Origin of the sequence: Streptomyces sp. Mut1, assembly GCF_030719295.1 — a bacterium.
Classification (GTDB): Bacteria; Actinomycetota; Actinomycetes; order Streptomycetales; family Streptomycetaceae; genus Streptomyces; species Streptomyces castrisilvae.
On the sequence record NZ_CP120997.1, the window covers coordinates 4420469 to 4446295 of the forward strand.

A 25827-nucleotide genomic window follows, 5' to 3' on the forward strand; every position below is an offset into this window, starting at 1 on the left:
GTGCGGAACCCGGGCACGGCGTCCCGCACCGCTTCCGGGACGCGACGGGACGGCCGCGTCCGTTCCTGGGCGCCGTGAGATCCGGACCGCCCCACTCGGCGGGCCGCCTTCCGGCGCGCCAGTCGGTGGTCTACCGCACCATCGCCGTCTGCGGCGGGATCGCCGTGGCCGTCACCCTTCTCGTTCTCGGGGTGGCGGTGGCGACGTGGCCCAGCCCGCCGCCGCCCGGTACGACGGACGAGAGGCAGCTGCGTTACAGCATGGAGCGCGGTGCCGGGGAGTACGCCCACTCTCTTTTCGACGCTTCCCGAAGCGGCCCGCTCACCGAGGCGGGACTCGCCGCCGTTCCGCTGCCCGCCGAGGGGGCCGTCGAAGTCGCCGGACTCTCCCGGGACAGCGACGTCACGGTTGTGACCTTCTCCATGCACGCGCTCTACGGCCGTCCGGGCGACCTCAAGAAGACGACGGCCTGCTACCGGGTCGAACTGGTCGAGAGGCTCGATTACCCCAACCTGAAGCCGGAGGCCGACGCGGCCTGTTCCGCACGGACCCGGCCGCGGGGCGCGGAGCCGCGCGGCGCTCAGACGAACGACAGCGCGTCCGGGCCGAGCGGCGGTACCAGGCCCTCGGCTGCCGCGCGGGTCAGCAGGCCACGGATCGCCGCGTAGCCGTCCTCGCCGAGGTCGGCGGTGAACTCGTTGACGTACAGGCCGATGTGCTGGTCGGCGACGGACGGGTCCATCTCCTGCGCGTGCTTCTGGACGTAGGGCCGGGACGCCTCCGGGTCGTCCCACGCCATCCGGACCGACGCGCGCACCGACTCGGCCAGCACCTTCAGGGTCTCCGCGCCCAGGGACCGCTTGGCGATGATCGCGCCGAGCGGGATCGGCAGGCCGGTGGTGTCCTCCCAGTGCCGGCCCATGTCGGCCAGGTTGTGCAGGCCGTAGTTCTGGTACGTGAAGCGGGCCTCGTGGATGACGAGACCGGCGTCGACCTCGCCGTCCCGTACCGCCGGCATGATCCGGTCGAACGGCATGACGACGATCTCACCGACCCCGCCCGGCACCACCTCGGCCGCCCAGAGGCGGAACAGCAGGTATGCGGTGGAGCGTTCGCTCGGTACGGCGACGGTCTTCCCCGTCAGGTCCGCGCCCGGCTCGCGGGTCAGGACGAGCGGTCCGCAGCCCCGGCCCAGCGCCCCGCCGCACGGCAGCAGCGCGTACTCGTCGAGGACCCAGGGCAGCACCGCGTACGACACCTTGAGGACGTCCAGCTCGCCGCGCTCGGCCATGCCGTTGGTGAGGTCGATGTCGGCGAAGGTGACATCGAGCTCGGGCGCGTCGGGGACCCGGCCGTGCGCCCAGGCGTCGAAGACGAACGTGTCGTTCGGGCACGGCGAGAAAGCGATGCGCAGCGCGTCAGCCTGCGGTGTCGTCTCGGTCATGGCGGGTCCAGCCTTCCAGTACGGGTATGAGCTTCCCGAACGCCTCGGTCAGCGCGGTCAGCGCGTCGCCGATGCGCCAGGCGTCGCGGTCGCGCGGGCCGACCGCGTTCGACACGGCCCTGATCTCCAGGACGGGCAGGTCCCGCAGCCCGGCTGCCTCCGCGACCCCGAAGCCCTCCATGGCCTCGGCGACGGCGCCGGGGTGCGCGGCGAGCAGGGCGGCGGCGCGGTCGGCGCTGCCGGTCACCGTGGAGACGGTGAGGACGTCGCCGGGCCGGGCGCCCGTCGCGGCGGCCGTCTCCCGTACCAGCGCGGGCGGCGGCACGAACCGGTCGCGGCCGAAGCCGAGCGCTGTCACCGGAAGGAAGCCGTCCGGGGTGTCCGCGCCCAGGTCGGCGGCCACGATCTCGCTCGCGACGACGAGGGAGCCGACCGGGGCGACGCCCGCGAAGCCGCCGCCGATGCCGGCCGAGACCACCAGGCCGTAGCCGCCCGCCGCCAGGGCGTACGCGGCCGAGGCCGCCGCCGCGGCGGGTCCCGCACCGCCCGCGAGGACGTCGAGCGGGCCCGCGCGGTGGATCTCCGCGCCCGGCACCCGGCGTACGGAGATCTCACCGGCCCCGCACGCACGCGTGACCGCGTCCCGTTCCACCGGGACAGCGGTCACGACAAGCACACGCACGAGGGCGGTCCTCCGAGGTCAGGAGGGGGCGGAGCAAGGGGGGGAGGGCGGGGCAGGGCGCAGGGGGCGTCAGTCGGTCTTCTTGAGCTCGAAGTGCCAGATGCCCAGCAGGTCCTTGCCCTTGGTCTCCACGATGCTGATCTGCGTCTTGTCCGTGGTCTCGCCGGTCTGGCTGGAGAAGAAGGCGCTGCCCGGGATGGACCGGTAGGTCTTCTTGTTCGGCTCCTGCTCGGCCTGCTGGCCGTTGACGAAGATCGTCCAGCCGTTGTCCGCGATGTCGGGGTCGACGCCGAAGCGGACCTTGTCGTCCATCGAGACCTTGACGGTCTTCTCCGCCTTCTTGTTCAGGCAGCTCTTGTACTCGGATTCCTTGAGGGCCTTGCCGTCGTTGTAGCAGGCGGCCTCGGCGCTCACCGAGTTGTCGCCGACCGTCACGGTGGCGAGCGGCGTCGGCTTGTCGCAGGCGGAGAGGACAAGGAGTCCCGCGGACACGGCACCAAGAGCGACGCCGATTCGACGGCCCTTACCGGAGAAGAACGCAACGGTCATGGGCCGAAGGCTATCGGTCGCCGCGGCTCACGCCACGCGGGGGTGCGGCGAGCCGCGCCGCGCGGCGCCCAGCAGCCCCCGTACGGACGTGGACGCGCCCAGTGCCAGGAGGCCCGCGGCAACCGACATGCCCAGTACTCCGTTGAGGGGGAGGGCGATCCCGATCGCGCCGCCGGCGACCCAGGCCATCTGGAGCAGTGTCTCGGAGCGGGCGAACGCCGAGGTCCGTACCTCCTCCGGCACATCGCGCTGGATCATCGCGTCCAGCGACAGCTTCGAAAGGGCCTGGGTGAGACCCGCCGTCGCGGCCAGCGCGGCGACCATGACCGTACTGAAGAAGACGGCCGCCAGGACCGCGACGCCCAGGGCCAGGCCCAGCACCGAGGCGATGATGATCTCGGGGCCGCGCGCCCTCAGCCAGGAGCCGACCGCCGTGCCCAGCGCGTTGCCCACGCCGGCCGCCACGCCGACGATGCCCAGCGAGATCGCGGCGCTCTGCCCGGCCAGCGGGTGCTCGCGCAGCAGGAACGCCAGGAAGAAGATCAGGAAGCCGGAGAGCGCGCGGTGCGAGGCGTTGGCCTGGAGCCCGTGCAGGACGGACGGGCCGACGGAGCGCAGCCCCGGGCGCCGCTCGCCGTTCTCCTTCCTCTTCCGCTCCCTGGACCCGGCCTGCCGGGAGGCGATCCGCAGCGGCTCCGGCCGGGGCGCGCCCTCGCTGTGCGGCGGCACCAGCTGCGCCTTGCGCTCGCCCTTGGCCGAGTCCACCTTCGGCGGAAGGGTGAACGCGAGGACCGTGCCGCCGACGAAGATCGCGCACGCCCCGTACAGCGGCCACGGCGGGCCGATGGTCTGGAGCCCCGCCCCGATCGGCGCGGCGGCCCCGGTGGCGAGCAGACCGGCGAGGGTCACCCGGGAGTTCGCCTTCACCAGCGAGAAACGCGGTGGCAGCAGCCGGGGTACGACGGCGCTGCGCACCACCCCGTACGCCTTCGAGCAGACCAGCACGCCGAGCGCCGCCGGGTACAGCTCCAGACCGCCGGTGGCGACCGCGCCCGACATGGTGAGCGCGAGCAGCGCGCGGGCCAGCATGGCACCGGCCATCGCGGCGCGGCGGCCGTGCGGCAGATGGTCCAGGAGCGGGCCGATGACCGGGGCGAGGAGGATGAACGGTGCCATCGTCACGGCCAGGTACAGCGCGACCCGGCCGCGCGCCTGGTCCGTCGGTACGGAGAAGAACACGGTCGACGCGAGCGCCACGGTGATCATCACGTCGCCCGCGCCGTTCACCGCGTGCAACTCGATCAGCTTGCCGAGGCCGCTCTCGCCGGCGCCGTGCGCGTGCGTCGCCTTGCGGATGGAGCGGGCGGTTCCGGTGAACGGGGTCCTCAGGGCATGACCGATCGTCCGCCCCGTCCTGCGGAGCGCGCTGGGACCGTCGTGCGACCTGGCAGAAGCCACTTGGTCATACTGCCCCAGTACCGGGCGATGCGAACCGGGATCGATGCGGGGCGCGGGCGGGACCGCCCCGTCGGGTCAGTGATCGACCAGGTGGCGGGGGGTGCGGAAGGTCCCGCCGGGGGCGGGACTCGGTGCCGGATACGGCGTCGTTCGGGACGGGCAGGTGGGCGGGGAGCGGCGGAGAGGGTAGCGTGCGTAGCGCGCCACCGGCGGTTGTTCTCGGCCGCGCGCCTCTCGGCGATCCCGCAGAATGGATTGCGGAAGGCGTGCCCGAGACTGGCCCAACGGGTGTGGACGTCGACGCGGCCCCCAGGTCCGCTCCGTCCGCGACCGTACGGCTGGAACCGATGGATGTGCTGGCGCGCTCGTGAGACTGGCGTAGGAGAGAAGCGAGACCTGTGAGTGCTGCGACGACACGAGGCCGTACGGCCCGTACCGCCCGGACCCCTGCTCCCGACCGTTTGTGCGCCGAGGCGGTAGACCTCGCCCGCGCGGCGGCCGAGGAGGCCGCCGCGCCAGGGGTCGTGGGTGAGCATGTGGGCGTGGTCTCCGAGGGGGACCGGGTCGTCACGCACTACTTCGAGTGCGAGGACCCCGGTTACCGGGGCTGGCGCTGGGCCGTGACCGTCGCCCGTGCCTCCCGCGCGAAGAACGTCACGCTGGACGAGACGGTGCTGCTGCCGGGCGACGACGCGCTGCTCGCGCCGGAGTGGGTGCCGTGGAGCGAGCGGCTGCGGCCGGGCGACATGGGGCCGGGCGATCTGCTGCCCACCGAGGCGGACGATCTGCGTCTGGAGCCCGGGTACACCGGTGCGGACGAGCCGCCGCCGAATTCCGTGGTCACCGGCGAGATGGCCGACCTGGTCGACGTCGAGGACGCGGAGCTGACGACGCGCCCGGAGCCGCCGCGGCGCGGTTCCATCGCGGCGGTGGCGGAGGAACTGGGCGTACGGCGGGTGCGGGTGCTGTCCCGTTACGGGCTGCACGCGGCGGCCGACCGCTGGGACGAGGAGTTCGGCGCGAAGACGCCGATGGCGCAGGCGGCGCCGGCCTCGTGCGTGTCGTGCGCCTTCCTGATGCCGCTGGCGGGCTCGCTGCGGCAGGCGTTCGGGGTGTGCGCGAACGAGTTCGGGCCGGCGGACGGGCATGTGGTGTCGCTGGCGTACGGGTGCGGGGGGCACTCGGAGGCGGCGGTGATGCCGAAGCCGCCGAAGCCGGCGGCGCACGCGTTGGACACGATGCGGGTGGACGAGTATTCGCTCCGGGCGGAGGCCGAGGAGGCCGTGGAGGCCGAGGAGGCCTCGGAGGAGCTGGGCAAGGGGTAGCCGGGCCCGGGGCCCGGGGCGCCCGTGACCTCGGGTGCTCCGGCGTGCCGGTTCCGTCCTCAATCGCCGGACGGGCTTGGTTGTGGGCGCTGTGCTCCGGCGTGCCGGTTCCGTCCTCAATCGCCGGACGGGCTTGGTTGTGGGCGCTGTGCTCCGGCGTGCCGGTTCCGTCCTCAATCGCCGGACGGGCTTGGTGGGGCCGGCCGGTCTCGATGAGTGCGGCCGGGTGCCGGTGAAACCCCAACCCGTCCACCTCAGCCCGTCCAACCCAACCCGTTCACCCCAGCCCGTTCACCCCAGCCCGTCCATCCCAACCCGTTCACCCCAGCCCGTTCACCCCAGCCCGTCCATCCAGCCCGTCCACCTCAGCCCGTCCGGCGTTTGAGGACGGAAGCCTCGGGCCGGGCCGGGTGGCTCGGTGTGGTCGGCTGCGCGTGGGAAACCCAGCCTGTCCGGCGTTTGAGGACGGAAGCGTTCGGGGCGGGGGCGCCGGACCGGGGTGGGCGTTGTAGCGGGGGCCGCGACCCGCACCCCCGCGCACCCGGTAGCTTCGGGCGCACACTGGAAGCCGGCAGAGGGAGTCAGCGCGTGGGCATCAATGCGACCGAGGGCGCCGACCCATTCGGCACCGCGCGGCTGCGGCGCGGGGTGCTCGACGCCTGGGGCGCCGGTCCCGCCCGCTTCCGGGAGGACGCCAACGCCGAGGAGGACCTCGCGCTCGGCGGCTACCGCGACCGCCTCGTCGTCGAGCTGGCCCAGAACGCCGCCGACGCCGCCGCCCGCGCCCAGGTCCCCGGCCGGCTCCGCCTCACCCTGCACCCGGCCGCCGACGGCACCCCCGCCGTGCTCGCCGCCGCGAACACCGGCGCACCGCTGGACGCGACCGGCGTCGAGTCGCTGTCGACGCTGCGGGCCTCCGCCAAGCGCGAGGGCCACGAGGGAGCCGTGGGCCGGTTCGGCGTCGGGTTCGCCGCCGTGCTCGCGGTGAGCGACGAGCCGGCGATCGTCGGCCGGCACGGCGGCGTGCGCTGGTCACTCGCCGAGGCCCGCGCGCTGGCCCGCGAGGCGGCCGTCGGCAGCCCCGGCCTGGGCGACGAGCTGCGCCGCCGCGACGGCCACGTACCGCTGCTGCGCCTCCCGCTGCCCGCCGAGGGCACCGCACCCGACGGCTACGACACCGTGGTCGTCCTGCCCCTGCGCGACGGGGTCGCCGAGGACCTGGTGGGCCGGCTGCTGGCCGCCGTGGACGACGCGCTGCTGCTCACGCTGGCCGGGCTCGAAGAGGTCGTCGTGGAGACCCCGGAGACCGTACGGACGCTGCGCCGCTCCCAGCACGGCCCGTACACGCACATCGAGGACTCCGCGCACGGCACGAACCGCTGGCGCACCGCCGCCCACCACGGCCCCATCGAGCCGGCCCTGCTCGCCGGCCGTCCGCTGGAGGAACGGCTGCGCCCGCACTGGTCGGTGACCTGGGCCGTCCCGGTGGACGAGGCCGGCGCCCCGGTGCCTCCCCGTACCGCACCCGTGGTGCACGCGCCGACGCCCACCGACGAACCGCTCGGCCTGCCCGCGCTGCTCATCGCCTCGCTGCCGCTGGACACCACCCGCAGGCACCCCGCGCCGGGGCCGCTCACCGACTTCCTGGTGGAGCGCGCGGCCGACGCGTACGCGGAGCTGCTCGGCGCCTGGGAGCCGGTGTCCGTCGCGACGATCGCGCTGGTGCCGGGCCCGCTCGGGCAGGGCGGGCTGGACGCCGCGCTGCGCGGCGCGATCCTGGAGCGGCTGCCACGCGTGGCGTTCCTGGAGCCGGCCGCCCCGCGCGACCCGGCCGCCGATGAGGACCGGTGGGACGGCTGGGACGGGGACGAGGCCGTCCGCAAGGACACCGTCGCGCTGCGGCCGGTCGAGGCCGAGGTGGTGGAGGGGGCCGGCGCGCGGACCGTCGCGGTCCTCGCCGAGGTGCTCCCCTGCCTGCTGCCCGCCGGTCTTGAGCGGCGTGTCGAGCTGCGGACGCTCGGCGTCGCCCGGGTCCCGCTGACCGAGGCGATCGACCGGCTGGCCGGTCTTGAGCGCGATCCGGCCTGGTGGCGGCGGCTGTACGACAGCCTGGCCGGGGTCGACCCGGACCGGCTGTCCGGGCTGCCCGTGCCGCTCGCCGGTACGGAGTCCGCCGGGCCCGACCCGGACGTCCCGGCCCTGCCGCGCACCACGATCGGCCCCCGGCAGGTCCTCCTCCCGCTCCCGGACGCGCTGACCGGACCGGTCCTGGACCGGCTCGCCCGGCTCGGGCTGAAGGTCGCCCACCCGGACGCCGCGCACCCGCTCCTGGAGAAGCTGGGCGCCCTGCCCGCCACCCCGCGCGCCGTGCTGACGACCCCGCAGGTGCGGGCCGCCGTCGCCGGTTCGCTGGACGCGGGCGAGATCTGGGACGAGGACGCGCTCGACGGCGACGAGCTGGCCGACACCGTGCTCACGCTGGTCCGGGACGCCGGTCTTGAGCCGGGCGACGAGCCCTGGCTCGGCGCGCTCGCGCTGACCGACGAGGACGGCGAACTCGCCCCGGCCGGTGAGCTGGTGCTGCCCGGCAGCGCGTTCGCCTCCGTCATGCGCGAAGGTGAACTCGCCCTGTGTGACACGGAGTTGGCGGACCGCTGGGGCGAGCAGCCGCTCACCGCCTGCGGGGTGCTCGCCACCTTCGCCCTCGTACGCGCCACCGATGTCGTCCTGGACCCGGACGAACTGGAGCCGCGCGACGGCGACTTCGCCGAACCCGACGACGCCGGGCTGCTCGACGCCGTCGACGTGTGGTGCGAGGACATCCTCGACCAGCTGCCGGACAGTCCGGTGCCGCCGGTCGCCACGGAACTCGTCGCCGTCCGCGACCTCGACCTCGTGGACGACGACGCCTGGCCCCAGGCCCTCGCCCTCCTCGCCCGGCCCCCGCTGCGCGACGCCCTGACCCAGCCGGTGCGGGTGCTGCTCCCGGACGGCACCACGCAGTCCGTACGCCCGTACACCGCCTGGTGGCTGCGCGGCCACCCGGTGCTCGACGGCCGCCGCCCGGCAGGGCTGCGCGCCCACGGGGGCGACCCCCGGCTGGCCGGCCTGTACGACTCCGCCGACGCGACCGGCTTCGACGACGCCGAGGTGCTGCGCGCCCTCGGCGTACGGACCTCGCTCGACGCCCTGCTGGACGAGCCGGGCGGCGCGGCCGAACTCCTCGGCCGGCTCGCCGACGAGGACCGCCCGGTCGGCTCCGTACAACTCCACGCCCTGTACACGGCGCTGGCCGCGCTCGACCCGGAACAGGTCACGCTCCCCGACGACCTGCGGGCGGTCGTGGACGGCGAGGTGCGGGTGGTCGACGCGGCGGACGCGGTCATCGCGGACGCGCCGGACCTGCTGCCGCTCACCGAGGGGCTGCCGCTGCTGCCCGTCGCCCCGGCGCACGCGGCGGAACTGGCCGAGCTGCTCCAGGTGCGGCGGCTCGGCGAGAGCGTCGAGGCCCGGGTCACCAGCGACGGCGAGGAGCACGAGGTCCCCGAGCCGGTCCGCGTCCTGCTGGGCGCCGGCACGCCGGACACGTACATCGAGCACGGCGAGCTGCGCGCGGGCGGCGTCGAGCTGGACTGGCGCCGCACCCCGGACGGGGTGGTGCACGCCTCGACACTGGAGGGCGTCGCGGCGGGCCTGGCCTGGGCGGCCGGCCAGTGGCCCCGCCGCTTCGAGGTCGCCGCCCTGCTGGAGGACCCCTCCCGCACGGCGGAGCTGGCCCGGGACCGCTGGTTCGACTGACGCGGCGCCGGGGACGGGCCCGTGGCCGCTGGTTCGGCTGACCGCCGCGCCGCAGACGGGCCCGCGCCGGGGACGGGGCGCCGCTACACCGGGAAGCGGCGGCCCACCAGCCGCCAGGCGTACTCCAGGAGCGCGGACGCCGCCACCGCGATGGCCACCGCCGCCCACGGCATCTGCGTACCCACCAGCTTCAGCGCGAAGAAGTCCTGGAGCCACGGCACCGCGAGCACGATCAGGAAGGCCAGGCCCATCGCGGCCACCAGGCAGATCCGCCACCAGGTGTAGGGGCGGGCGATGATCGCCAGGACCCACATCGAGACCAGGAACAGCGTGAGCGTCGCCGCGCTCGTCTCCGCCTCCAGGGCGCCCGTGCCGGCGTAGTGGTGGCGGGCGATCAGGTACGTCACGAAGGTCGCGGCGGCGGCGATGACGCCCGAGGGCACCGCGTACCGCATGACGCGCCGCACGAAGTGGGGGTGCGCGCGTTCCTTGTTGGGGGCCAGGGCCAGGAAGAACGCCGGGATGCCGATCGTCAGCGTGGACAGCAGCGTCAGGTGGCGGGGCAGGAACGGGTACTCGACCTGGAAGCAGACCACCAGGACGGCCAGCAGCACCGAGTACACGGTCTTCGTCAGGAACAGGGTCGCGACCCGGGTGATGTTGCCGATCACCCGGCGGCCCTCGGCGACCACGGACGGCAGCGTCGCGAAGCTGTTGTTCAGCAGCACGATCTGGGCGACCGCGCGGGTCGCCTCGGAGCCCGAGCCCATCGAGACACCGATGTCGGCGTCCTTCAGCGCGAGGACGTCGTTGACCCCGTCACCCGTCATCGCCACGGTGTGGCCGCGCGACTGGAGGGCCGCGACCATCTCCCGCTTCTGCTGCGGGGTGACGCGGCCGAACACCGCGTTCTCCTCCATCGCGGTCGCCATCTCGTCCGGGTCCGTGGGCATCCGGCGCGCGTCCAGGGCGTGTTCGGCGCCCGGCATGCCGAGCTTCGCGGCCACCGCGCCGACCGACACGGCGTTGTCACCGGAGATGACCTTGGTGGCGACCCGCTGCTCGCCGAAGTAGGCGAGGGTCCGCCCCGCGTCGGGGCGCAGCCGCTGCTCCAGGACGACCAGGGCGGCCGGCTCGGCACCCTCGGCCGCGCCCGGGGCGTCCAGCTCGCCCCGCGCACGGGCCAGCAGCAGCACCCGCAGCCCCTGCTCGTTGAGCTGCCCGATCTCGTCCAGCGCCGGGTCGTCCTCCGCCAGCAGCACGTCGGGGGCGCCGAGGAGCCACGCGGACGACGTACCGCCGCCCTCCGTGAAGGCGGCCCCGCTGTACTTGCGGGCGGAGGAGAACGGCAGCGTCCCCGTGACGTCCCAGTCCTCCCCGTCCACCGGGGCCGGGTAGGCGTCGATGATGGCCTGGAGGCTGGCGTTGGGCCGGGGCTCGGACGCGCCGAAGGCGGCCAGCACGCGGTGCAGATACGGCTCGTCGGTGCCGTTCAGCGCGCGGACCTCGGTGACGTCCATACCGCCCTCGGTGAGCGTGCCGGTCTTGTCCAGGCACACGACGTCGACCCGGGCCAGGCCCTCGATGGCGGGCAGCTCCTGGACGAGGCACTGCTTGCGGCCGAGCCGTACGACGCCGATCGCGAAGGCGACCGAGGTCAGCAGGACCAGGCCCTCCGGGATCATCGGGACGATGCCGCCGACGGTCCGGGCGACCGAGTCCTTGAAGTTGTGCTCCTTGACCACCAGCTGGCTGATGATCAGGCCGATCGCGGTCGGCACCATCATCCAGGTGACGTACTTGAGGATCGTGGAGATGCCGGTGCGCAGCTCGGACCGTACGAGCGTGAAGCGGGACGCCTCCTCGGCGAGCTGCGCCGCGTACGCCTCGCGCCCGACCTTCGTGGCGGTGAACGCCCCGCCTCCCGCGACGACGAAGCTGCCGGACATCACCGGGTCGCCGGTCCGCTTGACGACCGGGTCCGCCTCGCCGGTGAGCAGGGACTCGTCGATCTCCAGGCCGTCCGCCTCGGCGACCGTGCCGTCCACGACCACCTTGTCCCCGGGGCCCAGCTCGACCAGATCGCCCAGGACGATCTCCGAGGTGTGGATCTCGGCCGCCGCCCCGTCGCGCCGGACGGTCGGCTTCGCCTCGCCGATGACCGCGAGGCTGTCCAGTGTCTTCTTGGCCCGCCACTCCTGCACGATGCCGATGCCGGTGTTGGCGATGATCACGAAGCCGAAGAGGCTGTCCTGGATCGGCGCCACGAACAGCATGATCAGCCAGAGCACACCGATGATCAGGTTGAACCGGGTGAAGACGTTGGCCCGGACGATCTCGGTCAGGGACCGCGAGGAGCGCACCGGTACGTCGTTGACCTCGCCCCGGGCGATCCGCTCGGCGACCTCGGCGGCGGTCAGCCCGCGCCCGGCCGGCGGGTCCGGCAGCTCGACGGGGTGGACCGGGTCGAGCTCCGCCCCCGCGTCGATCGTCGCCGGGGTCCCCGAGGGACCGGTTCGCTGCTCCCCGGAGGGGTCGGATGCCCGCTGCGTCATGGTTCCGACGGTACGGGCGGAACGTCCGGTGCACCCGCCGGGGGTGTGAAGATCAGACCGGGGGAGGAGCGGGATGGTCCCCCGGTCGTACGGGGCCGGTGCGGAGCTCCACGCTCAGGCGGTCGCGCCCGGCGTTTCCTCTGATCCGGACGGTCCGGAGCCCTCCGCCGCTGCCGCCGCCCGCTTGAGGGCCGCGTCGCGTCCGCGCACGTACCAGATGCCGATCAGGCCGAGGCCCGCGCCCGCCAGGCAGGTCCACACCCACCACAGGTGGCCGTGGTCGTCGAACCAGCCGTAGAACGGGATCTGGACCAGGAAGAGGACGAACCAGAGGATCGTGCCGCCGGTGATGGTCGCGACGACGGGCCCCTCCAGGGGCTCGGGTGCCTCGTGCTTCGGTGTCCACTTCGCCATGCGGTCAGTGTATGCGGCGCGTATGTAAGCGCCGTCGGGTCAGTCGGCCCATGGGTCTACGCGCGGAGATAGCGATCTTCGCCTTATGTATTCATACTGAATCTGCTTACGGCTGGCTCGAATTATTCGTGTGAACGTCCAAAGCTGACCACTTTTAACCCCCTCTACGTACGACTGAGGTCATACATGTCCCCCTCGGCCACCGCTCCGGTCGACGCCACGCCTCCCCCGGCTCCACAGCCCACCGGCGGCCTGGACCGTTTCTTCAAGATCTCCGAGCGGAAGTCGTCGGTGGCCCGCGAGGTCCGCGGCGGATTCGCGACCTTCTTCGCGATGGCCTACATCATCGTGCTGAACCCGATCATCCTGGGCGGCGCGAAGGACATCAACGAGAACTACCTCAACCACGGCCAGCTGGTCACCGCGACGGTGCTGACCGCCGCGTTCTCCACCCTGCTCATGGGTGTCATCGGCAACGTGCCGATCGCGCTGGCCGCGGGCCTCGGCGTCAACACCGTCGTCGCCCTCCAGCTCGCCCCCCGGATGACCTGGCCCGACGCCATGGGCATGGTCGTCCTCGCGGGCATCGTCGTCATGCTGCTCGTCGCGACCGGGCTGCGGGAACGTGTGATGAACGCCGTACCGGGCTCACTGCGCAAGGGCATCGCGATCGGCATCGGCCTGTTCATCCTGCTGATCGGCCTCGTCGACTCGGGCTTCGTCTCGCGCATCCCGGACAAGGCGGAGACCACCGTCCCGCTCCAGCTGGGCGCCGACGGCCACCTCAACGGCTGGCCGGTCCTGATCTTCGTCCTCGGCGCGCTGCTCACCCTCGTGCTGATCGTCCGCAAGGTGCCGGGCGCGATCCTGATCTCCATCGTGGCGATGACGGTCCTCGCACTGATCATCAACGCCATCGCCGGTCTGCCGGCCGAGGCGTGGGGGCTGACCGTGCCGGAGTGGCCGGGCAATCCGGTCGCCACCCCGGACTTCGGGCTGCTGGGTCACTTCAGCCTGTTCGGCGGCTTCCAGAAGGTGGGCATCCTCACCGGCATCCTGTTCGTCTTCACCGTGCTGCTGTCCTGCTTCTTCGACGCGATGGGCACCATCCTCGGCGTAGGCGACGAGGCGAAGCTGACCGACAAGGACGGCAACTTCCCCGGCATCAACCGGGTGCTGTTCGTCGACGGCATCGGCGTCGCCGCGGGCGGTGCGAGCTCCTCCTCCGCCTCGACCTGCTTCGTGGAGTCCACGGCGGGGGTCGGCGAGGGCGCCCGTACGGGCCTGGCGAGCATCGTCACGGGGCTGCTGTTCACGGTCTCGCTGTTCCTCACACCGCTGGCGACCATGGTCCCCTCGCAGGCGGCCACTCCGGCCCTGCTGGCGGTGGGCTTCCTGATCATCGCGGGTTCCGTGCGGGACATCGACTGGAGCGACTACACGCTCGCGATCCCGGCCTTCCTCGCCATGGTCATGATGCCGTTCACGTACTCGATCACCAACGGCATCGGCATCGGCTTCATCGCGTTCAGCGTGCTGCGGCTGGCCGCTGGGCGTGGCCGCGAGGTGCCGGCCGCGATGTACGCGGTGTCGGCGGTCTTCGTCTTCTACTACATGATGCCCGCGCTCGGCCTCACGTAAGGGCGGCGCGGGGGCCCGGCCCGGGAGGTCAGGTGACCTCCTCGGCCGGCACCCCCTCCGCCCCGTAGAACTTCTCCGTCTCGTCGACCGCCGACTGGAAGCGCTCGTCGAAGTCATCGCGAATGAGCGTCCGGACCACATAGTCCTGGACGCTCATTCCGCGTTTGGCGGCGTGCTGCTTGAGCCGGTCGAGCAGCTCACCGTCTATGCGCAGGCTGAGCACTGTCGATCCCATGGCAAGCAGGGTTACGTCCTGCGGGCCCGCCATGCGTGATTTTCCGCCGCAGACTCACTCGTTTGGGTGATCGATTGTGATCCGGCTCTCGCGCGTGTACCACCAAGTGGTATTTAGGGTAAGTAATGAGTTACGCTAACAAACATGCCTGACCTGATCCACGACAGCGACAGTGCCGCCGCCGTGAGCTCCCTTCGTTCCGCCGTCATGCTGCTCGGCCGGCGCCTCAAGCACCAGCGCGTCGACGAGTCGCTGAGCCCGACCGAGATGTCGGTCCTCGGAACACTGGCCCGTTGCGGCTCCGCCACCCCCGGTGAGCTGGCCCGCAAGGAGCATGTGCAGCCGCCGTCGATGACCCGCATCGTCGCGTTGCTGGAATCGAAGGGTCTGGTCAGGCTGGAACCGCACCCCGATGACCGTCGTCAGAAGATGGTCAGCCAGACCGAGCAGGCCGAGGCCATGCTCGCCGAGAGCCGCGACAAGCGGAACGCCTGGCTGACCACCCTCGCCGAAGGCCTGGACGAGGACGAGTGGGAGACGCTGCGCAACGCGGCGCCCGTGCTGGAGAAGCTCGCCCACCTGTAGCGGAAGGGGCCGCGCCGGGCAGCACCGGCGCCCGACCCCGCCGCCGCATCCCCGTCAGCACGCGCAATGTCCACGCCCGAGGAGGCGAACCCTTTTGAGTACGGGATCCGGAGCAGACTCCGCCCCCGCACCGACTTCCACCCACGAGAGCAAGCCCGGCGGGACCTTCTCGTCGCTGAAGATCCGCAACTACCGCCTGTTCGCCACGGGCGCCGTGATCTCCAACACCGGTACCTGGATGTCCCGCATCACGCAGGACTGGCTCGTCCTGAGCCTCACCGGGTCCGCCGCCGCCGTCGGCATCACCACGGCACTCCAGTTCCTCCCGATGCTTCTCTTCGGCCTGTACGGCGGCGTCATCGCCGACCGGCTGCCGAAGCGCAAGCTCCTGCTCATCAGCCAGGCGGCCCTCGGCGCCTGCGGTGTCGTGCTCGCGGTCCTCACGCTCTCGGGCGTGGTCCAGGTGTGGCACGTCTACCTGATCGCGTTCCTGCTCGGCATGGTCACGGTCGTGGACAACCCGGCCAGGCAGGCCTTCGTCTCCGAGATGGTCGGCCCCGCGCAGCTGCGCAACGCGGTCAGCCTGAACTCGGCGAACTTCCAGTCCGCCCGCCTCATCGGTCCCGCCGTCGCGGGTGTGCTGATCACCACGGTCGGCAGCGGCTGGGCCTTCATGTTCAACGGCCTGTCGTTCCTCGCGCCGCTGGTCGGCCTGATGATGATGCGGACGAGCGAACTGCACAAGGCCGTCGTCGTGCCACGCGCCAAGGGCCAGCTCCGGGAGGGGCTGCGCTATGTGTCGGGCCGCCCCGAGCTGATCTGGCCGATCGTCCTGGTCGGCTTCGTCGGCACGTTCGGCTTCAACTTCCCGATCTGGCTGACGGCCTTCGCGGACGAGATCTTCCACGGCGGTGCCGGGATGTACTCGTTCTTCAACATCCTCATGGCGGCCGGCTCCCTGGCCGGTGCGCTGCTCGCCGCCCGCCGCCGCTCCTCGCGGCTGCGGATGCTGGTCGCCGCCGGTACGGCCTTCGGCCTGCTGGAGATCGTCGCCGCGCTCGCGCCGTCCGTCTGGATGTTCGCGATCCTGCTCGTGCCGATCGGGATGATCGGTCTGACGACCAACATCAGCGCCAACACCAGCGTCCAGATGGCGGCCGACCCGGCCATGCGCGGCCGGGTGATGAGCCTGTACATGATGGTCTTCGCCGGTGGTACGCCGGTGGGCGCCCCGATCGTCGGCTGGATCAGTGACGCGTACGGCCCCCGCACCAGCATGGTGGCCGGCGGCGCGCTGTCGCTGGTGGCCGCGATCGGTGTCGCCGTGATGCTGGCCCGCGTCGGCGGGCTGCGCCTGAAGGTGGACCTGCGTCCGGGCCGCCCGCACGTGCGCTTCGTTCCGCGCGAACGACTGGCGACGGTGGCCTGAGAACCGCTGTGAACGCCACGCGGCCCCGCCCGGATGATCCGGGACGGGGCCGCGTTCGCGTTGCCCGCTGGACGGTGTGCGGTCCGGCGCGTCCCGGCACCGACCACGGGGCCGGGAGGCCCCCACGCGGGGCTGGAGCGGGCGCGCTGTTGGCGCGGGGCGGCGTGCCCTCAGCCGACCAGCGCCTTCCAGGTCACCGGACCCGCCTCGCCGTCGACCACCAGCCGGTTGAGGCTCTGGTAGGTGCGCACGGCGGACGTGGTGACCGCGCCGAACGTACCGTCGACCGCCAGGCCGGCGCTGCGTCGGTTGAGGGCGTTCTGGAGGGCCCGGACGTGCGATCCGCTGCCGCCCTGCCGCAGGGTGTAGACGAGATGGGGCCAGGTCGCCGGGCCCACCTGGCCGTCGGCCACCAGGCCCTTGGCCTTCTGGAACTGCTTCACGGCGGCGGACGAGACCGAGCCGTACTGTCCGTCGGCGACCAGACTGTAGCCACGCTGCGTCATCAGGTACTGGATGACGACGACCGTCTTCCCGCTCGCGCCGGGGTCGATCCTGGGCCAGCCGCCGCCCAGGTCCACGCCCCGGGTGGCCATGAAGGTGACCGGGTTGACCGTCACGCCGATCCCTCCGGAGTGGGTCTCGAAGTGCAGATGGGGTCCTGTCACATTGCCGGTGGCGCCCATGTCGGCGATGCGCTGTCCGGCGGCGACCGTGGCGTTGAGTGCGACCCGGTACACGCTGAGGTGGCCATAGTAGGTGTACTGGCCGTTGCCGTGCGAGACGACCAGGGCGTTGCCGGTCCGGCCGGCGATGCCGCCGCCCCATGACCGGCGGACGACCGTGCCGGCCGCCGCCGCGTAGACCGCGGTACCCGTCGAGTTCGAGACGTCCTGCCCGGCGTGTGCGCCGCCGCCCCGGGGGGCGCCGTACTGTCCGCCGGCGGGGAAACGGCCGAGGGCGGGGTTGAGCCATGCCCCGTTCTTCGCCGTGGCCGCGGAGGCCGTCGTGGCCCCCGTCAGCAGTCCCAGCGCGGAAAGGGCCAGTCCCAGCCCCGTCCCGGCGATCACCCCGCGACGGGAGAGCCCGCCGCGCTGTTCCCTTCCGTCCGCCGTCGCCTCGTCCGCCGTTGAGCAGGAATCGCACATGTTCGCTCCCTCAGGTCCACTGAATCGGGCACCGGCTGTCGGCGTGACCACTTCGCGGAACAAGTATTGAAGTGAGCACGCCAAGATATCTACCCGCATAGACTTTAGGGACGTGGTACCGATCCGGCCATAGGCGCGCGGCCCCGTCCGGCCCCGTCCGGCCCCGCACGGCTGCGCCACGCGGTCGGCCTGAACGCTGCACTGAACGCGTCGCGGCCCCGTCCCGGATCATCCGGGACGGGGCCGCGTCGCGTTCACGTATGCCGGGCCGGTTACGCTCGTCGGGTGGACCCGAAGACCAGAAACCGCATCATGGCAGCCGTGCTCGTGCTGATGTTCGCCGTCGTCGCCGTGGCGGCCGCCCTCGGCTAGGACGCCTTTACGGACCTACCAGGCGAAGTTCTCCGGCGACGGGCCGGGGCCGGGGAAGATCTCCTCCAGGGCCGCCAGCACCTCCGCCGAAAGCTCCAGCTCCACCGCCCGCAGCGCGGAGTCGAGCTGCTCCCGCGTGCGCGGGCCCGAGATCGGACCGGTGACGCCGGGCCGGGTCAGCAGCCACGCCAGGCCCACCTCGCCGGGCTCCAGACCGTGCTTGTCCAGCAGGTCCTCGTACGCCTGTACCTGCGCCCGCACCTTGGGGTCGGCCAGCGCCTCGCCGGAGCGGCCGGAGGTGGACCGGGCGCCGCCGCCCTCGCGCTCCTTGCGGATCGCGCCGCCGAGCAGCCCGCCGTGCAGCGGCGACCAGGGGATGACGCCGAGGCCGTACTCCCGGGCGGCCGGGATGACCTCCATCTCGGCGCCGCGCTCCATCAGGTTGTAGATGCACTGCTCGCTGACCAGCCCGTAGCTGCCCCGCTGCCGGGCGACCTCGTTGGCCTGGGCGATCTTGTAGCCGGCGAAGTTGGACGAGCCGGCGTAGAGGATCTTGCCCTGCTGGATCAGTACGTCGATGGCCTGCCAGATCTCCTCGACCGGGGTCGACCGGTCGACGTGGTGGAACTGGTACAGATCGATGTGGTCGGTCTGGAGCCGCTTCAGGCTGGCATCGACGGCCCGGCGGATGTTGACGGCGGACAGCTTGTCGTGGTTGGGCCACGCCTCGCCGTCCGGGCCCATGTTCCCGTAGACCTTGGTGGCGAGCACGACCTTGTCGCGGCGGTCGCCGCCCTGCGCGAACCAGGTGCCGAGGATCTCCTCGGTGCGGCCCTTGTTCTCGCCCCAGCCGTAGACGTTCGCGGTGTCGAAGAAGTTGACGCCCGCGTCCAGGGCGGCGTCCATGAGCGTGTGGCTGTCGCTCTCGTTGGTCTGGGGGCCGAAGTTCATCGTCCCCAGGACGAGGCGGCTTACTTTGAGTCCGGTGCGTCCGAGCTGCGTGTACTTCATGGACCCCAACCCAACTCCTTCGAGCGCGCTCGAAGCAAGCACCGCCCCGGGGACACGGCCTACGCCCCCGCGAACCGGTCCAGGGCCGCCAGCACCGCGCGGGTGGACGCGGCGCCGCCGAGGTGGCCCGTGTCCCCGATCACCGTCAGCTCCGCGTCCGGCCACGCCTTCGCCAGCTCCCACGGGGTGATCAGCGGCCCGCCCATGTCCATCCGCCCGTGCACCAGCACCCCGGGAATCCCGGCCAGCCGCCCCGCGTCCCGGATCAGCTGCCCCTCCTCCAGCCAGGCGCCGTGCGAGAAGTAGTGCGAGCAGATCCGCACCAGCGCCGCCCGGTCCCGGCCGGGCCTGCCGCTGAACGGGGGCGGTCCCGTGTACGCCTCCTGCGAGAGCACCGCGTCCTCCCAGGCGCACCAGCCGGCCGTCGCCCGCGCCCGTACGGCCGGGTCGGGGTCCACGGTCCGCCGGGCGTACGCGGCGAGCACGTCCGGGGTCGCGTCGCTCGCGGCCTCCGGCACACCCGCCCGGAAGTCGTCCCACGCCTCGGGGAAGAAGCGGCCCGCGCCCCGGTACAGCCAGTCGATCTCGGAGCGCCGGGTCGTCGTGACGGCCGGGATCACGATCTCGGTGACCCGCTCCGGGTGGCGCTCGGCGTACGCGAGGATCAGCGTCGAGCCCCAGGAACCCCCGTGCAGCAGCCACCGGTCGATGCCGAGGTGGACGCGGAGGCGCTCCATGTCGGCGATCAGGTGGTCCGTGGTGTTGTACCGCAGGTCGACGGCCGGGTCGCTCGCGTGCGGGGTGGAGCGGCCGCAGTTGCGCTGGTCGAAGAGGACGACGCGGTAGCGCTCCGGGTCGAAGCTCGACCGGGCCCGCTCGGTGCATCCGGACCCCGGCCCGCCGTGGACGACGGCCGCCGGCTTGCCCTCGGGGTTGCCGCAGACCTCCCAGTACACGAGGTTGCCGTCGCCGACGTCCAGCATGCCCCGGTCGTACGGCTCGATCGGCGGGTACTTCTCATCGGGGTGGCGCCCCATGACGTTGTCTCCCTCGTTCGGTGGCACGCGGCAAAGAGGCACAGCCTAAGGGCAGTCCGCGGGGCCCGGCGGTCGTAGCCTGGCTTCGTGAATGCGACTCCTGAGGTTCTGGCCGTACTGGACGATCTGCTCGCCGCCGCAGCCCCCGACGATCGCGGGGCGCTGTGGCAGCTCGACCGGCAGGGGAGGGAGCTGGACGCCAATCTGGTGCGGCTGCCCCCGGGCGCGGAGGTGGGGGAGCACCAGGAGAACGTGCTCGACGTCCTCCTCGTGATCCTCGCCGGCAGCGGCCGCCTCGTCCCCGGCGACGGCGGTACGCCCCTCACCCTCACCGCCACCACCGCCACCTGGCTGCCCCGCACCTCCCGGCGCTCCCTGAAGGCGGGTCCGGACGGCCTCGCCTATCTGACGGTGCACCGCCGCCGCCCGGGGCTGACGATCAAGTCGGCGGCGCCGGCACGGGAGGGCGGCGAGGCGCCCTGCGCGCTGGACCGGGTCTGCCCCGCGTGCGGGCGGATGTCCCAGGAGTCCGCGCCGGTGTACTGCGGCGCGTGCGGGGAACGCTTCCCGGACCGCTGAGCCTTCCCCGCCCGGGGGCACTCAAGGCCTGTCCGGCGGATCTTCGCGGCCCCGCGAACATCCGCCGGACATGCCCTGGTCGTACGTGCCTCCCCGGTGTCCGCACGCCCATTGACTTGAGCACTCGCTCAAACTCCCCTACTCTCTGCTGCACCGCGATTTGAGCGACCGCTCAAATCGCCGGAGGGGGTGCGGGGCGTGGGCGGTGGCCTGTACATCGAGGCGCGGATACGGGCCGGTCTGGAGTGCGTCTGGGAACGCACCCAGGACCCGGCACAGCACCAGCGCTGGGACCTGCGCTTCACCCGCATCGCCTACCTGCCGCGCGCCGAGGGGGAGCCGCAGCGGTTCACCTACGGGGTACGGGTGCTGCCGGGGCTCCTCGTCGCCGGGACCGGCACCAGCGCCGGCGAGCGCCACCGCCCCGACGGCACCCGGACGTCCGCCCTCCGCTTCGCCTGCGCGCACCCGCTGTCGTTCCTCACCGAGGGCCGGGGCTACTGGCGGTACGTGCCCGTGCCCGTGCCCGTGTCCTGCGAGGGCGGCCGGGCGGGCGGGGTCGGCCCGGAGGACGAGGGCATCCGGGAGGGCGAGGGCGACGGCGGCCCGGCGGACGGCGGCACCCCGGAGGACGGGGGCGGCCGGGCGGGCGGCGGCGGCCCGGAGGGCAGCGGCATCCGGGAGGGCGGGGTCGGCCCGGAGAGCGAGGGCGGCCGGGTGGGCGGCGGCATCCGCTTCCTCACCGGCTACGACTACGAGCCCCGCTGGGGCCGCCCCGGCCGGCTCGCCGACCGTCTGCTCTTCCGCCCGCTGATGGGCTGGGCCACCGCCTGGTCGTTCGACCGGCTGCGGCTGTGGTGCGAGCGGGGGATCACGCCGGAGCGCGCGCTGCGGCGCGGACTCGCGGAGGCGGCGGTCCGGCCGGCGGTGGTGGTCCTGGCGGCGTGGTCGGCGTCCCTCGCCCCCGTGCCGTCGCCGCTCGCCGGCGTACCGGCCCTCCTGCTCGCCGTACCGGTCCTGCTCGCCGCCGTCCTCCTGCCGCCGCTGCCGGGCACCCCGTCGGCCGCCCGCTGCCTGCGCCGCCCGCCCGAGCGCGGTGCCACCGCGCCGCCCGCCCTTCTCCACCGTCTGGAGCGACCATGACCTCGATCTTCCAGCAGGCCCTGGGGGCCGACTTCGACCGCCTCCACCCGCGCGTACAACGCCGCTTCTCCGTCGGCCTCGACAGCGGCGAATCCTGCGTCGGGCGCGGCGTGATGGACCGGGTGTGGCACGGCGGCCCGTGGATGCGGCCGTTCCTCGCGCTGGGCGGGATACGCCACATCCTCGTCCCGCGCGCCGGCCGCGATGTCCCGTTCACCATCGAGAACGTCCCGTTCACGGACTCCTTCGGCCGCGAGACGGTGACCTTCGTGAGGACGTTCGCCTTCCCGGACGGGCCCCGGCGGTTCGACGCGACGATGGTCCACAGCCCGGAGCGCGGCTGTGTGGTGGACTACCTGGGTACGCATCAGCACCTGGCCACCGACCTGCACCTGGCGGTGGACGAGGCCGGCGCCCTGGTCATCCGCTCCGGCGAACACCGCTTCCGCGAGGGCCCGGTGGACGCCCGGGTGCCGGATCTGATCGGGGGCGACGCGGTGGTCAGGGAGTCGTTCGACGAGGCGGCGGGCCGCTTCCGTATCCAGGTCTCGGTCACCAACCGCCGCTTCGGCCCGCTGTTCGGCTACGAGGGCTCGTTCACCGCGGAGTACGCGGACGTGGAGGCGCACGGCGTACGCCCGGACCTGCGCCCGGTACGCGAGGAGGCACGGGCGTGAGCGAGCGGAAGCGCGCGGCCACGGGCGCGGCGCAGCGGACGGGCACCGGCCGGACGCCCTCCGGCGAGGACACCAGGACGAAGCTGCTCGCCGGCGCCCTCGCCACGCTCACCGAGCAGGGCATCGCCAAGACCTCCGCGCGGAGCATCGCCGCCGCCGCCGGGGTCAACCAGGCGCTGGTCTTCTACCACTTCGGCACTGTCGACGAACTGCTCGCCGCGGCCTGCCGCCACGGCGCCGAGCAGCGCCTCGCGACCTACCGCGAACGTCTGGACCGGGTCCGCTCCCTGGGCGAACTCCTGGCCGTGGCCCGCGAGCTGAACGCCTCCGAACGTGCGGGCGGCCATGTCGCGGTGCTGGGGCAGCTGCTCGCCGGCGGCCAGACGCAGCCGCGCCTCGCGACCGCCACGGCCGCGGGCCTCACGCTGTGGACCGAGGAGATCGAGCGGGTCCTCGGCCGGGTCCTGGCGGGCACGCCGCTCGCCGAGTTCGTGGACGTCGCGGGCCTCGCGAAGGCGGCCTCCGCGGCCTTCGTCGGCCTGGAGCTGTACGAGGGCGTCGACCCGGACGGGGCCGGTCAGGCGCTGGCCGCACTGGACCAGCTCGCCGCGCTCGCCGCCGCGCTGGAGGGCCTCGGCCCGGTCGCGCAGCGCGCCGTACGCTCCAGGCTGCGCAGGGCCGGGGGGAACCGCTCGCACCCGTAGACCCGTCCTCGGAAGCGACGACAGGGGCGGACGGGACACATGGGGACATGGTGAAGCAAGCGGTCAGTGGTGCGGCTGGGGCGGCGAGGTCCGCCTTCTCCCGGCGGGCGTGGGACCGCCCCGGCCGTTGGCGGCGGGGGCGCGTCCTGGCCGCGCTCGCCGCGCTGACGGCGCTCCTGCTCGTCGCCCACCGGGCGGTGCCCAACACCCCGGGCCGCCTCGGCAGCCTCCTTGAGGCGTTCCTGCCCTGGCTGGGCCTGGCCGTCGTCCCCCTGCTCGCCCTCGCCGTGCTCCGCCGGTCCCTCCTCGCACTCCTGGCGCTGCTCCTGCCGGTGACGGCCTGGTCGTACGCGTTCGGCGGCCTCCTGCTCCCGGCGCCGGACCCGGGCGCCCGCGACCTGGTCGTGGTGCAGCACAACGTCAGCGATGTGAACGCCGACCCGGCGGGGACCGCCCGAGCGCTGGACGCCGTGGGCGCCGACCTCATCGCGCTGGAGGAACTGGTGCCCGAGGCGCTGCCCCGGTACGAGAAGGCCCTCGCCGCGCACTACCCGTTCCACGAGGTCCGGGGCACGGTCGGCATCTGGTCCAGGCACCGCCTCTCCGGCACCCGGGTGGTCGACATCAAGCCCGAGGACATCACGGAGGGCTGGAGCCGAGGCCTGCGCACGCTCGCCCACACCCCGCACGGCGAGGTCGCCGCGTACGTCGCCCACCTGCCGTCCATCCGGATCGGCCCCGGCGGTCTCGCCTCCGCCCGACGCGACGAGAGCGCCCGCCTGCTGGGCAACGCCCTGGCCGCCGAGGAGACGCACGCGGTGATCGTGCTGGGCGACCTCAACGCCACGGTGGACGACCGAGGCCTGACCCCCCTGACCTCCCGGCTCAACGCCCCGGAACGCGGCTTCGCGTTCAGCTTCCCGGCGTCCTTCCCGCTGGCCCGGATCGACCAGGTGATGGCCCGCGGAGCCACGGTCGGCCGCATCCACACCCTCCCGGCCACGGGCAGCGACCACCTGCCGGTGACGGCACGGGTGGCGCTGGACTGAGGGGCACCCCAAAAAACGGGGTGCGCCCTCCGCACCCCGTCCCTAGGCTGCGCGGGCGCCCCGCCAACGATTCGGAGACGTACGGAACATGACGCCCCACCTGTCAGCGATCGGCTTCCATGCGACCGACCCGGCGGACCTGGCCCGCTTCTGGGCCGCGCTCCTGAACCGGGAACAGGCCGAACCGAGCCCCGCAGCCGATGAGTTCACGGTCCTGGCCCCCGACGCCCACGGCTTCGACCTCCGCTTCGTCACGAACCAGGAGGCCAAGGACCTCACGAGCCGGGGCCACTTCGACCTGACGAGCGCCACCCCGGAGGCCCAGCAGCGGACGGTGGCCCGCGCGCTGGAGCTGGGCGCCCGGCACATCGACGTCGGTCAGAAGCCGGAGGAGGGCCATATCGTCCTCGCCGACCCGGAGGGCAACGAGTTCTGTGTGATCGAGGCCGGCAACAAGTTCCTCGCCGACACCGGCGCCATCGGGGCGGTCGCCTGCGACGGCACCCGGGCGGTCGGCTACTTCTGGGGCGAGGCGCTGGGCTGGCCGCTGGTCTGGGACCAGGACGAGGAGACCGCGGTCCAGTCCCCGCACGGCGGCACGAAGCTCACCTGGGGCGGCCCGCCGGTCGCCCCGAAGACGGACCCCAACCGCCTGTACTTCGAGCTGACACTCCCGCCGGACGCGGACGAGGCGGCGGAGACCACCCGCCTGACCGGCCTGGGCGCGCGGCGAGGACCGGACGGGGGCGTGCTGCTCGACCCGGACGGCAACGAGTTCACGCTCCGGAAGGCGCGGCCATGACCAGCAGGTTCACCGAACTCGCCGTCGACTGCCACGACCCGGAACGCCTCGCCGCCTTCTGGTGCGAGGTCCTGGACTTCACGGTGATCGACCGCGCCGAGGGCAAGGTCGAGATCGGCTCCTGGGTGCCGACCGTGGAGGAGGTACGGGCCCGCCAGATGCCGCCCACGGTGGTCTTCCTCCAGGTGCCCGAGTCCAGGGCCGGAAAGAACCGCCTCCACCTCGACGTCAGCCCCATCGACCGCACCACCGAGGAAGAGGTCACCCGCCTCCTCACCCTCGGCGCCACCCGCACGGACGTGGGCCAGGGCCCGGACCGCACCTGGGTCGTGATGGCGGACCCGGAGGGCAACGAATTCTGCGTGCTGCGGACGCTGGCGCCGTAGCGGCACCCGGGGTGCTGGTTCGGGGCGGAATCCGGCGTCCCCGGCCGCGCCTGCGTCGACCTCCCGGTCATCGGGGATGTGCCCGGTCGTTCACGGGGCAGCCGTCGTATCGGCCTCGGCATGTGCGTCGCCCTCACCCCTGACCGGCGTCAAGGGCGCCCCGGCCCTCCGCTGTGACGGGGAGCGGGCGCGCGCCGGATTCCGTCAAGGAGGTAGATGGTGCGGCGGTCGTAGCCGTCCCGGGGAGGCCGTTCGCCGTGCTTGAGGGCGAGGGCGTTGTCCACGACGAGTGCGTGCAGGTCGCCCGCCGTGAACTCCGGCCGCAGCACATCGGCGGCTCGCGCCGCTGCGACGATCTCCTCGTTGGCCTCGCTTCCGACCCGGCAGATCTCCATCAGCTGCTGTGAATGCGGATACGTCTGCAACAGCACGTCGTTGAAGGCGGGCTGGCGGTACTGGAGGTCGCGGAGCTCGGTGAGGTAGTACGTGATCCGCTCACCCACGTCATCGATGGCCCGCGCATGGTCGATGACGGCGAACAGCTGACTCGCCACGAGTTCTTCGATGACGGCTTCGATGAGGCCGATCCGACCGCCGAACCGGTTGAAGATCGTGGCCTTGCTCACCCCCGCCGCCTCGGCGACCTTCTCCAGCGGCACCGTCAGGCCCTGCCCCCGGAAGGCGCCGATCGCGGCAGAGCGGATCTGTTCGGAATTTCGCCGGGCGTCGGCGCGCAGCCGGGGTTCCGAAGGCACCGCACTCACCGTCCCGTTCCGCTCGCCGGTACAACTTGACTCATGTGGT

The 25827-nt window shown here is 72.9% G+C and carries 24 protein-coding genes; 13 read left to right on the top strand and 11 right to left on the bottom strand.

The window, feature by feature from the left end; genetic code table 11:
- The first annotated feature begins 74 nt into the window (after window positions 1-74).
- Window positions 75-668 (top strand): hypothetical protein, encoded by a 594-nt coding sequence (locus P8A18_RS19055; protein WP_306056050.1) that lies wholly within the window; start codon window positions 75-77, stop codon window positions 666-668.
- On the opposite strand, the gene P8A18_RS19060 is transcribed toward P8A18_RS19055, so the two are convergent.
- The 4 genes from P8A18_RS19060 to P8A18_RS19075 all read right to left on the bottom strand — a co-directional run bounded on the left by P8A18_RS19060 (window position 581) and on the right by P8A18_RS19075 (window position 4133).
- Window positions 581-1444, bottom strand: coding sequence for a 1,4-dihydroxy-6-naphtoate synthase (locus P8A18_RS19060; protein ID WP_306056051.1), 864 nt, complete (start codon window positions 1442-1444; stop codon window positions 581-583). The genes P8A18_RS19055 and P8A18_RS19060 overlap by 88 nt on opposite strands.
- A complete protein-coding gene (locus P8A18_RS19065; protein WP_306056053.1) occupies window positions 1419-2126 on the bottom strand; it encodes a futalosine hydrolase in 708 nt (235 codons plus the stop codon). The genes P8A18_RS19060 and P8A18_RS19065 overlap by 26 nt, the downstream gene beginning before the upstream one ends.
- A 69-nt stretch (window positions 2127-2195) precedes the next feature.
- The gene (locus P8A18_RS19070; protein ID WP_026250145.1) at window positions 2196-2675 is read right to left on the bottom strand and encodes a hypothetical protein; all 480 of its coding nucleotides are present in this window, start codon (window positions 2673-2675) and stop codon (window positions 2196-2198) included.
- A 27-nt stretch (window positions 2676-2702) separates the two neighbouring features.
- Window positions 2703-4133 carry an MFS transporter gene (locus P8A18_RS19075; RefSeq protein WP_306056054.1) on the bottom strand — a complete coding sequence of 477 codons (1431 nt, stop codon included), beginning with the start codon at window positions 4131-4133 and terminating at the stop codon, window positions 2703-2705.
- Window positions 4134-4531: 398 nt separating this feature from the next.
- On the opposite strand from P8A18_RS19075, the gene P8A18_RS19080 reads away from it, so the two are divergent.
- The gene (locus P8A18_RS19080; RefSeq protein WP_306056055.1) at window positions 4532-5458 is read left to right on the top strand and encodes a DUF3027 domain-containing protein; all 927 of its coding nucleotides are present in this window, start codon (window positions 4532-4534) and stop codon (window positions 5456-5458) included.
- A 588-nt stretch (window positions 5459-6046) separates the two neighbouring features.
- Window positions 6047-9256 (top strand): sacsin N-terminal ATP-binding-like domain-containing protein, encoded by a 3210-nt coding sequence (locus P8A18_RS19085; RefSeq protein ID WP_306056056.1) that lies wholly within the window; start codon window positions 6047-6049, stop codon window positions 9254-9256.
- An 83-nt stretch (window positions 9257-9339) separates the two neighbouring features.
- On the opposite strand, the gene P8A18_RS19090 is transcribed toward P8A18_RS19085, so the two are convergent.
- Together P8A18_RS19090 and P8A18_RS19095 are read right to left on the bottom strand one after the other, a co-directional pair.
- Window positions 9340-11811, bottom strand: a complete 2472-nt coding sequence (locus P8A18_RS19090) for an HAD-IC family P-type ATPase (RefSeq protein ID WP_306056058.1) — start codon at window positions 11809-11811, stop codon at window positions 9340-9342.
- A 114-nt stretch (window positions 11812-11925) separates the two neighbouring features.
- The gene (locus P8A18_RS19095; RefSeq protein WP_306056059.1) at window positions 11926-12225 is read right to left on the bottom strand and encodes a DUF2530 domain-containing protein; all 300 of its coding nucleotides are present in this window, start codon (window positions 12223-12225) and stop codon (window positions 11926-11928) included.
- Window positions 12226-12411: 186 nt separating this feature from the next.
- On the opposite strand from P8A18_RS19095, the gene P8A18_RS19100 reads away from it, so the two are divergent.
- On the top strand, window positions 12412-13866 hold the full coding sequence (locus tag P8A18_RS19100) for an NCS2 family permease (protein WP_306056060.1): 1455 nt from the start codon (window positions 12412-12414) through the stop codon (window positions 13864-13866).
- A gap of 28 nt (window positions 13867-13894) precedes the next feature.
- On the opposite strand, the gene P8A18_RS19105 is transcribed toward P8A18_RS19100, so the two are convergent.
- Entirely contained in the window at window positions 13895-14101 is a 207-nt protein-coding gene (locus tag P8A18_RS19105; protein ID WP_199783847.1) for a hypothetical protein, read from the bottom strand.
- Window positions 14102-14245: 144 nt separating this feature from the next.
- On the opposite strand from P8A18_RS19105, the gene P8A18_RS19110 reads away from it, so the two are divergent.
- Together P8A18_RS19110 and P8A18_RS19115 are read left to right on the top strand one after the other, a co-directional pair.
- Complete coding sequence (locus P8A18_RS19110) at window positions 14246-14686, top strand: MarR family winged helix-turn-helix transcriptional regulator (protein ID WP_018554360.1); 441 nt, start codon at window positions 14246-14248, stop codon at window positions 14684-14686.
- A gap of 94 nt (window positions 14687-14780) precedes the next feature.
- Window positions 14781-16115 carry an MFS transporter gene (locus tag P8A18_RS19115; RefSeq protein ID WP_306056062.1) on the top strand — a complete coding sequence of 445 codons (1335 nt, stop codon included), beginning with the start codon at window positions 14781-14783 and terminating at the stop codon, window positions 16113-16115.
- Window positions 16116-16285: 170 nt separating this feature from the next.
- Here P8A18_RS19115 and P8A18_RS19120 read toward each other — a convergent pair whose 3' ends face one another.
- The 3 genes from P8A18_RS19120 to pip form a co-directional block, all read right to left on the bottom strand.
- A complete protein-coding gene (locus P8A18_RS19120; RefSeq protein ID WP_306056063.1) occupies window positions 16286-17263 on the bottom strand; it encodes a peptidoglycan-binding protein in 978 nt (325 codons plus the stop codon).
- Window positions 17264-17650: 387 nt separating this feature from the next.
- A complete protein-coding gene (locus tag P8A18_RS19125; protein ID WP_306056064.1) occupies window positions 17651-18646 on the bottom strand; it encodes an aldo/keto reductase in 996 nt (331 codons plus the stop codon).
- Window positions 18647-18705: 59 nt separating this feature from the next.
- The gene (pip, locus tag P8A18_RS19130; RefSeq protein WP_306056065.1) at window positions 18706-19683 is read right to left on the bottom strand and encodes a prolyl aminopeptidase; all 978 of its coding nucleotides are present in this window, start codon (window positions 19681-19683) and stop codon (window positions 18706-18708) included.
- A gap of 87 nt (window positions 19684-19770) precedes the next feature.
- Here pip and P8A18_RS19135 point away from each other — a divergent pair, with 87 nt between their 5' ends.
- From P8A18_RS19135 to P8A18_RS19165, 7 genes are all read left to right on the top strand, one after another.
- On the top strand, window positions 19771-20262 hold the full coding sequence (locus P8A18_RS19135; protein WP_306056067.1) for a hypothetical protein: 492 nt from the start codon (window positions 19771-19773) through the stop codon (window positions 20260-20262).
- A gap of 198 nt (window positions 20263-20460) precedes the next feature.
- Window positions 20461-21405, top strand: coding sequence for a hypothetical protein (locus P8A18_RS19140; protein WP_306056069.1), 945 nt, complete (start codon window positions 20461-20463; stop codon window positions 21403-21405).
- On the top strand, window positions 21402-22082 hold the full coding sequence (locus tag P8A18_RS19145) for a DUF4166 domain-containing protein (RefSeq protein WP_306056070.1): 681 nt from the start codon (window positions 21402-21404) through the stop codon (window positions 22080-22082). The genes P8A18_RS19140 and P8A18_RS19145 overlap by 4 nt, the downstream gene beginning before the upstream one ends.
- Window positions 22083-22165: 83 nt before the next feature.
- Window positions 22166-22786 (top strand): TetR/AcrR family transcriptional regulator, encoded by a 621-nt coding sequence (locus P8A18_RS19150; RefSeq protein WP_306060997.1) that lies wholly within the window; start codon window positions 22166-22168, stop codon window positions 22784-22786.
- A gap of 47 nt (window positions 22787-22833) precedes the next feature.
- The gene (locus tag P8A18_RS19155; RefSeq protein ID WP_306056071.1) at window positions 22834-23835 is read left to right on the top strand and encodes an endonuclease/exonuclease/phosphatase family protein; all 1002 of its coding nucleotides are present in this window, start codon (window positions 22834-22836) and stop codon (window positions 23833-23835) included.
- A gap of 88 nt (window positions 23836-23923) precedes the next feature.
- Window positions 23924-24637, top strand: coding sequence for a VOC family protein (locus P8A18_RS19160; RefSeq protein WP_306056073.1), 714 nt, complete (start codon window positions 23924-23926; stop codon window positions 24635-24637).
- Window positions 24634-25023, top strand: a complete 390-nt coding sequence (locus tag P8A18_RS19165) for a VOC family protein (protein WP_306056074.1) — start codon at window positions 24634-24636, stop codon at window positions 25021-25023. Before P8A18_RS19160 ends, P8A18_RS19165 begins: the two co-directional genes overlap by 4 nt.
- 149 nt (window positions 25024-25172) lie before the next feature.
- On the opposite strand, the gene P8A18_RS19170 is transcribed toward P8A18_RS19165, so the two are convergent.
- A complete protein-coding gene (locus tag P8A18_RS19170; RefSeq protein WP_306056075.1) occupies window positions 25173-25787 on the bottom strand; it encodes a TetR/AcrR family transcriptional regulator in 615 nt (204 codons plus the stop codon).
- Window positions 25788-25827 lie beyond the last annotated feature (40 nt).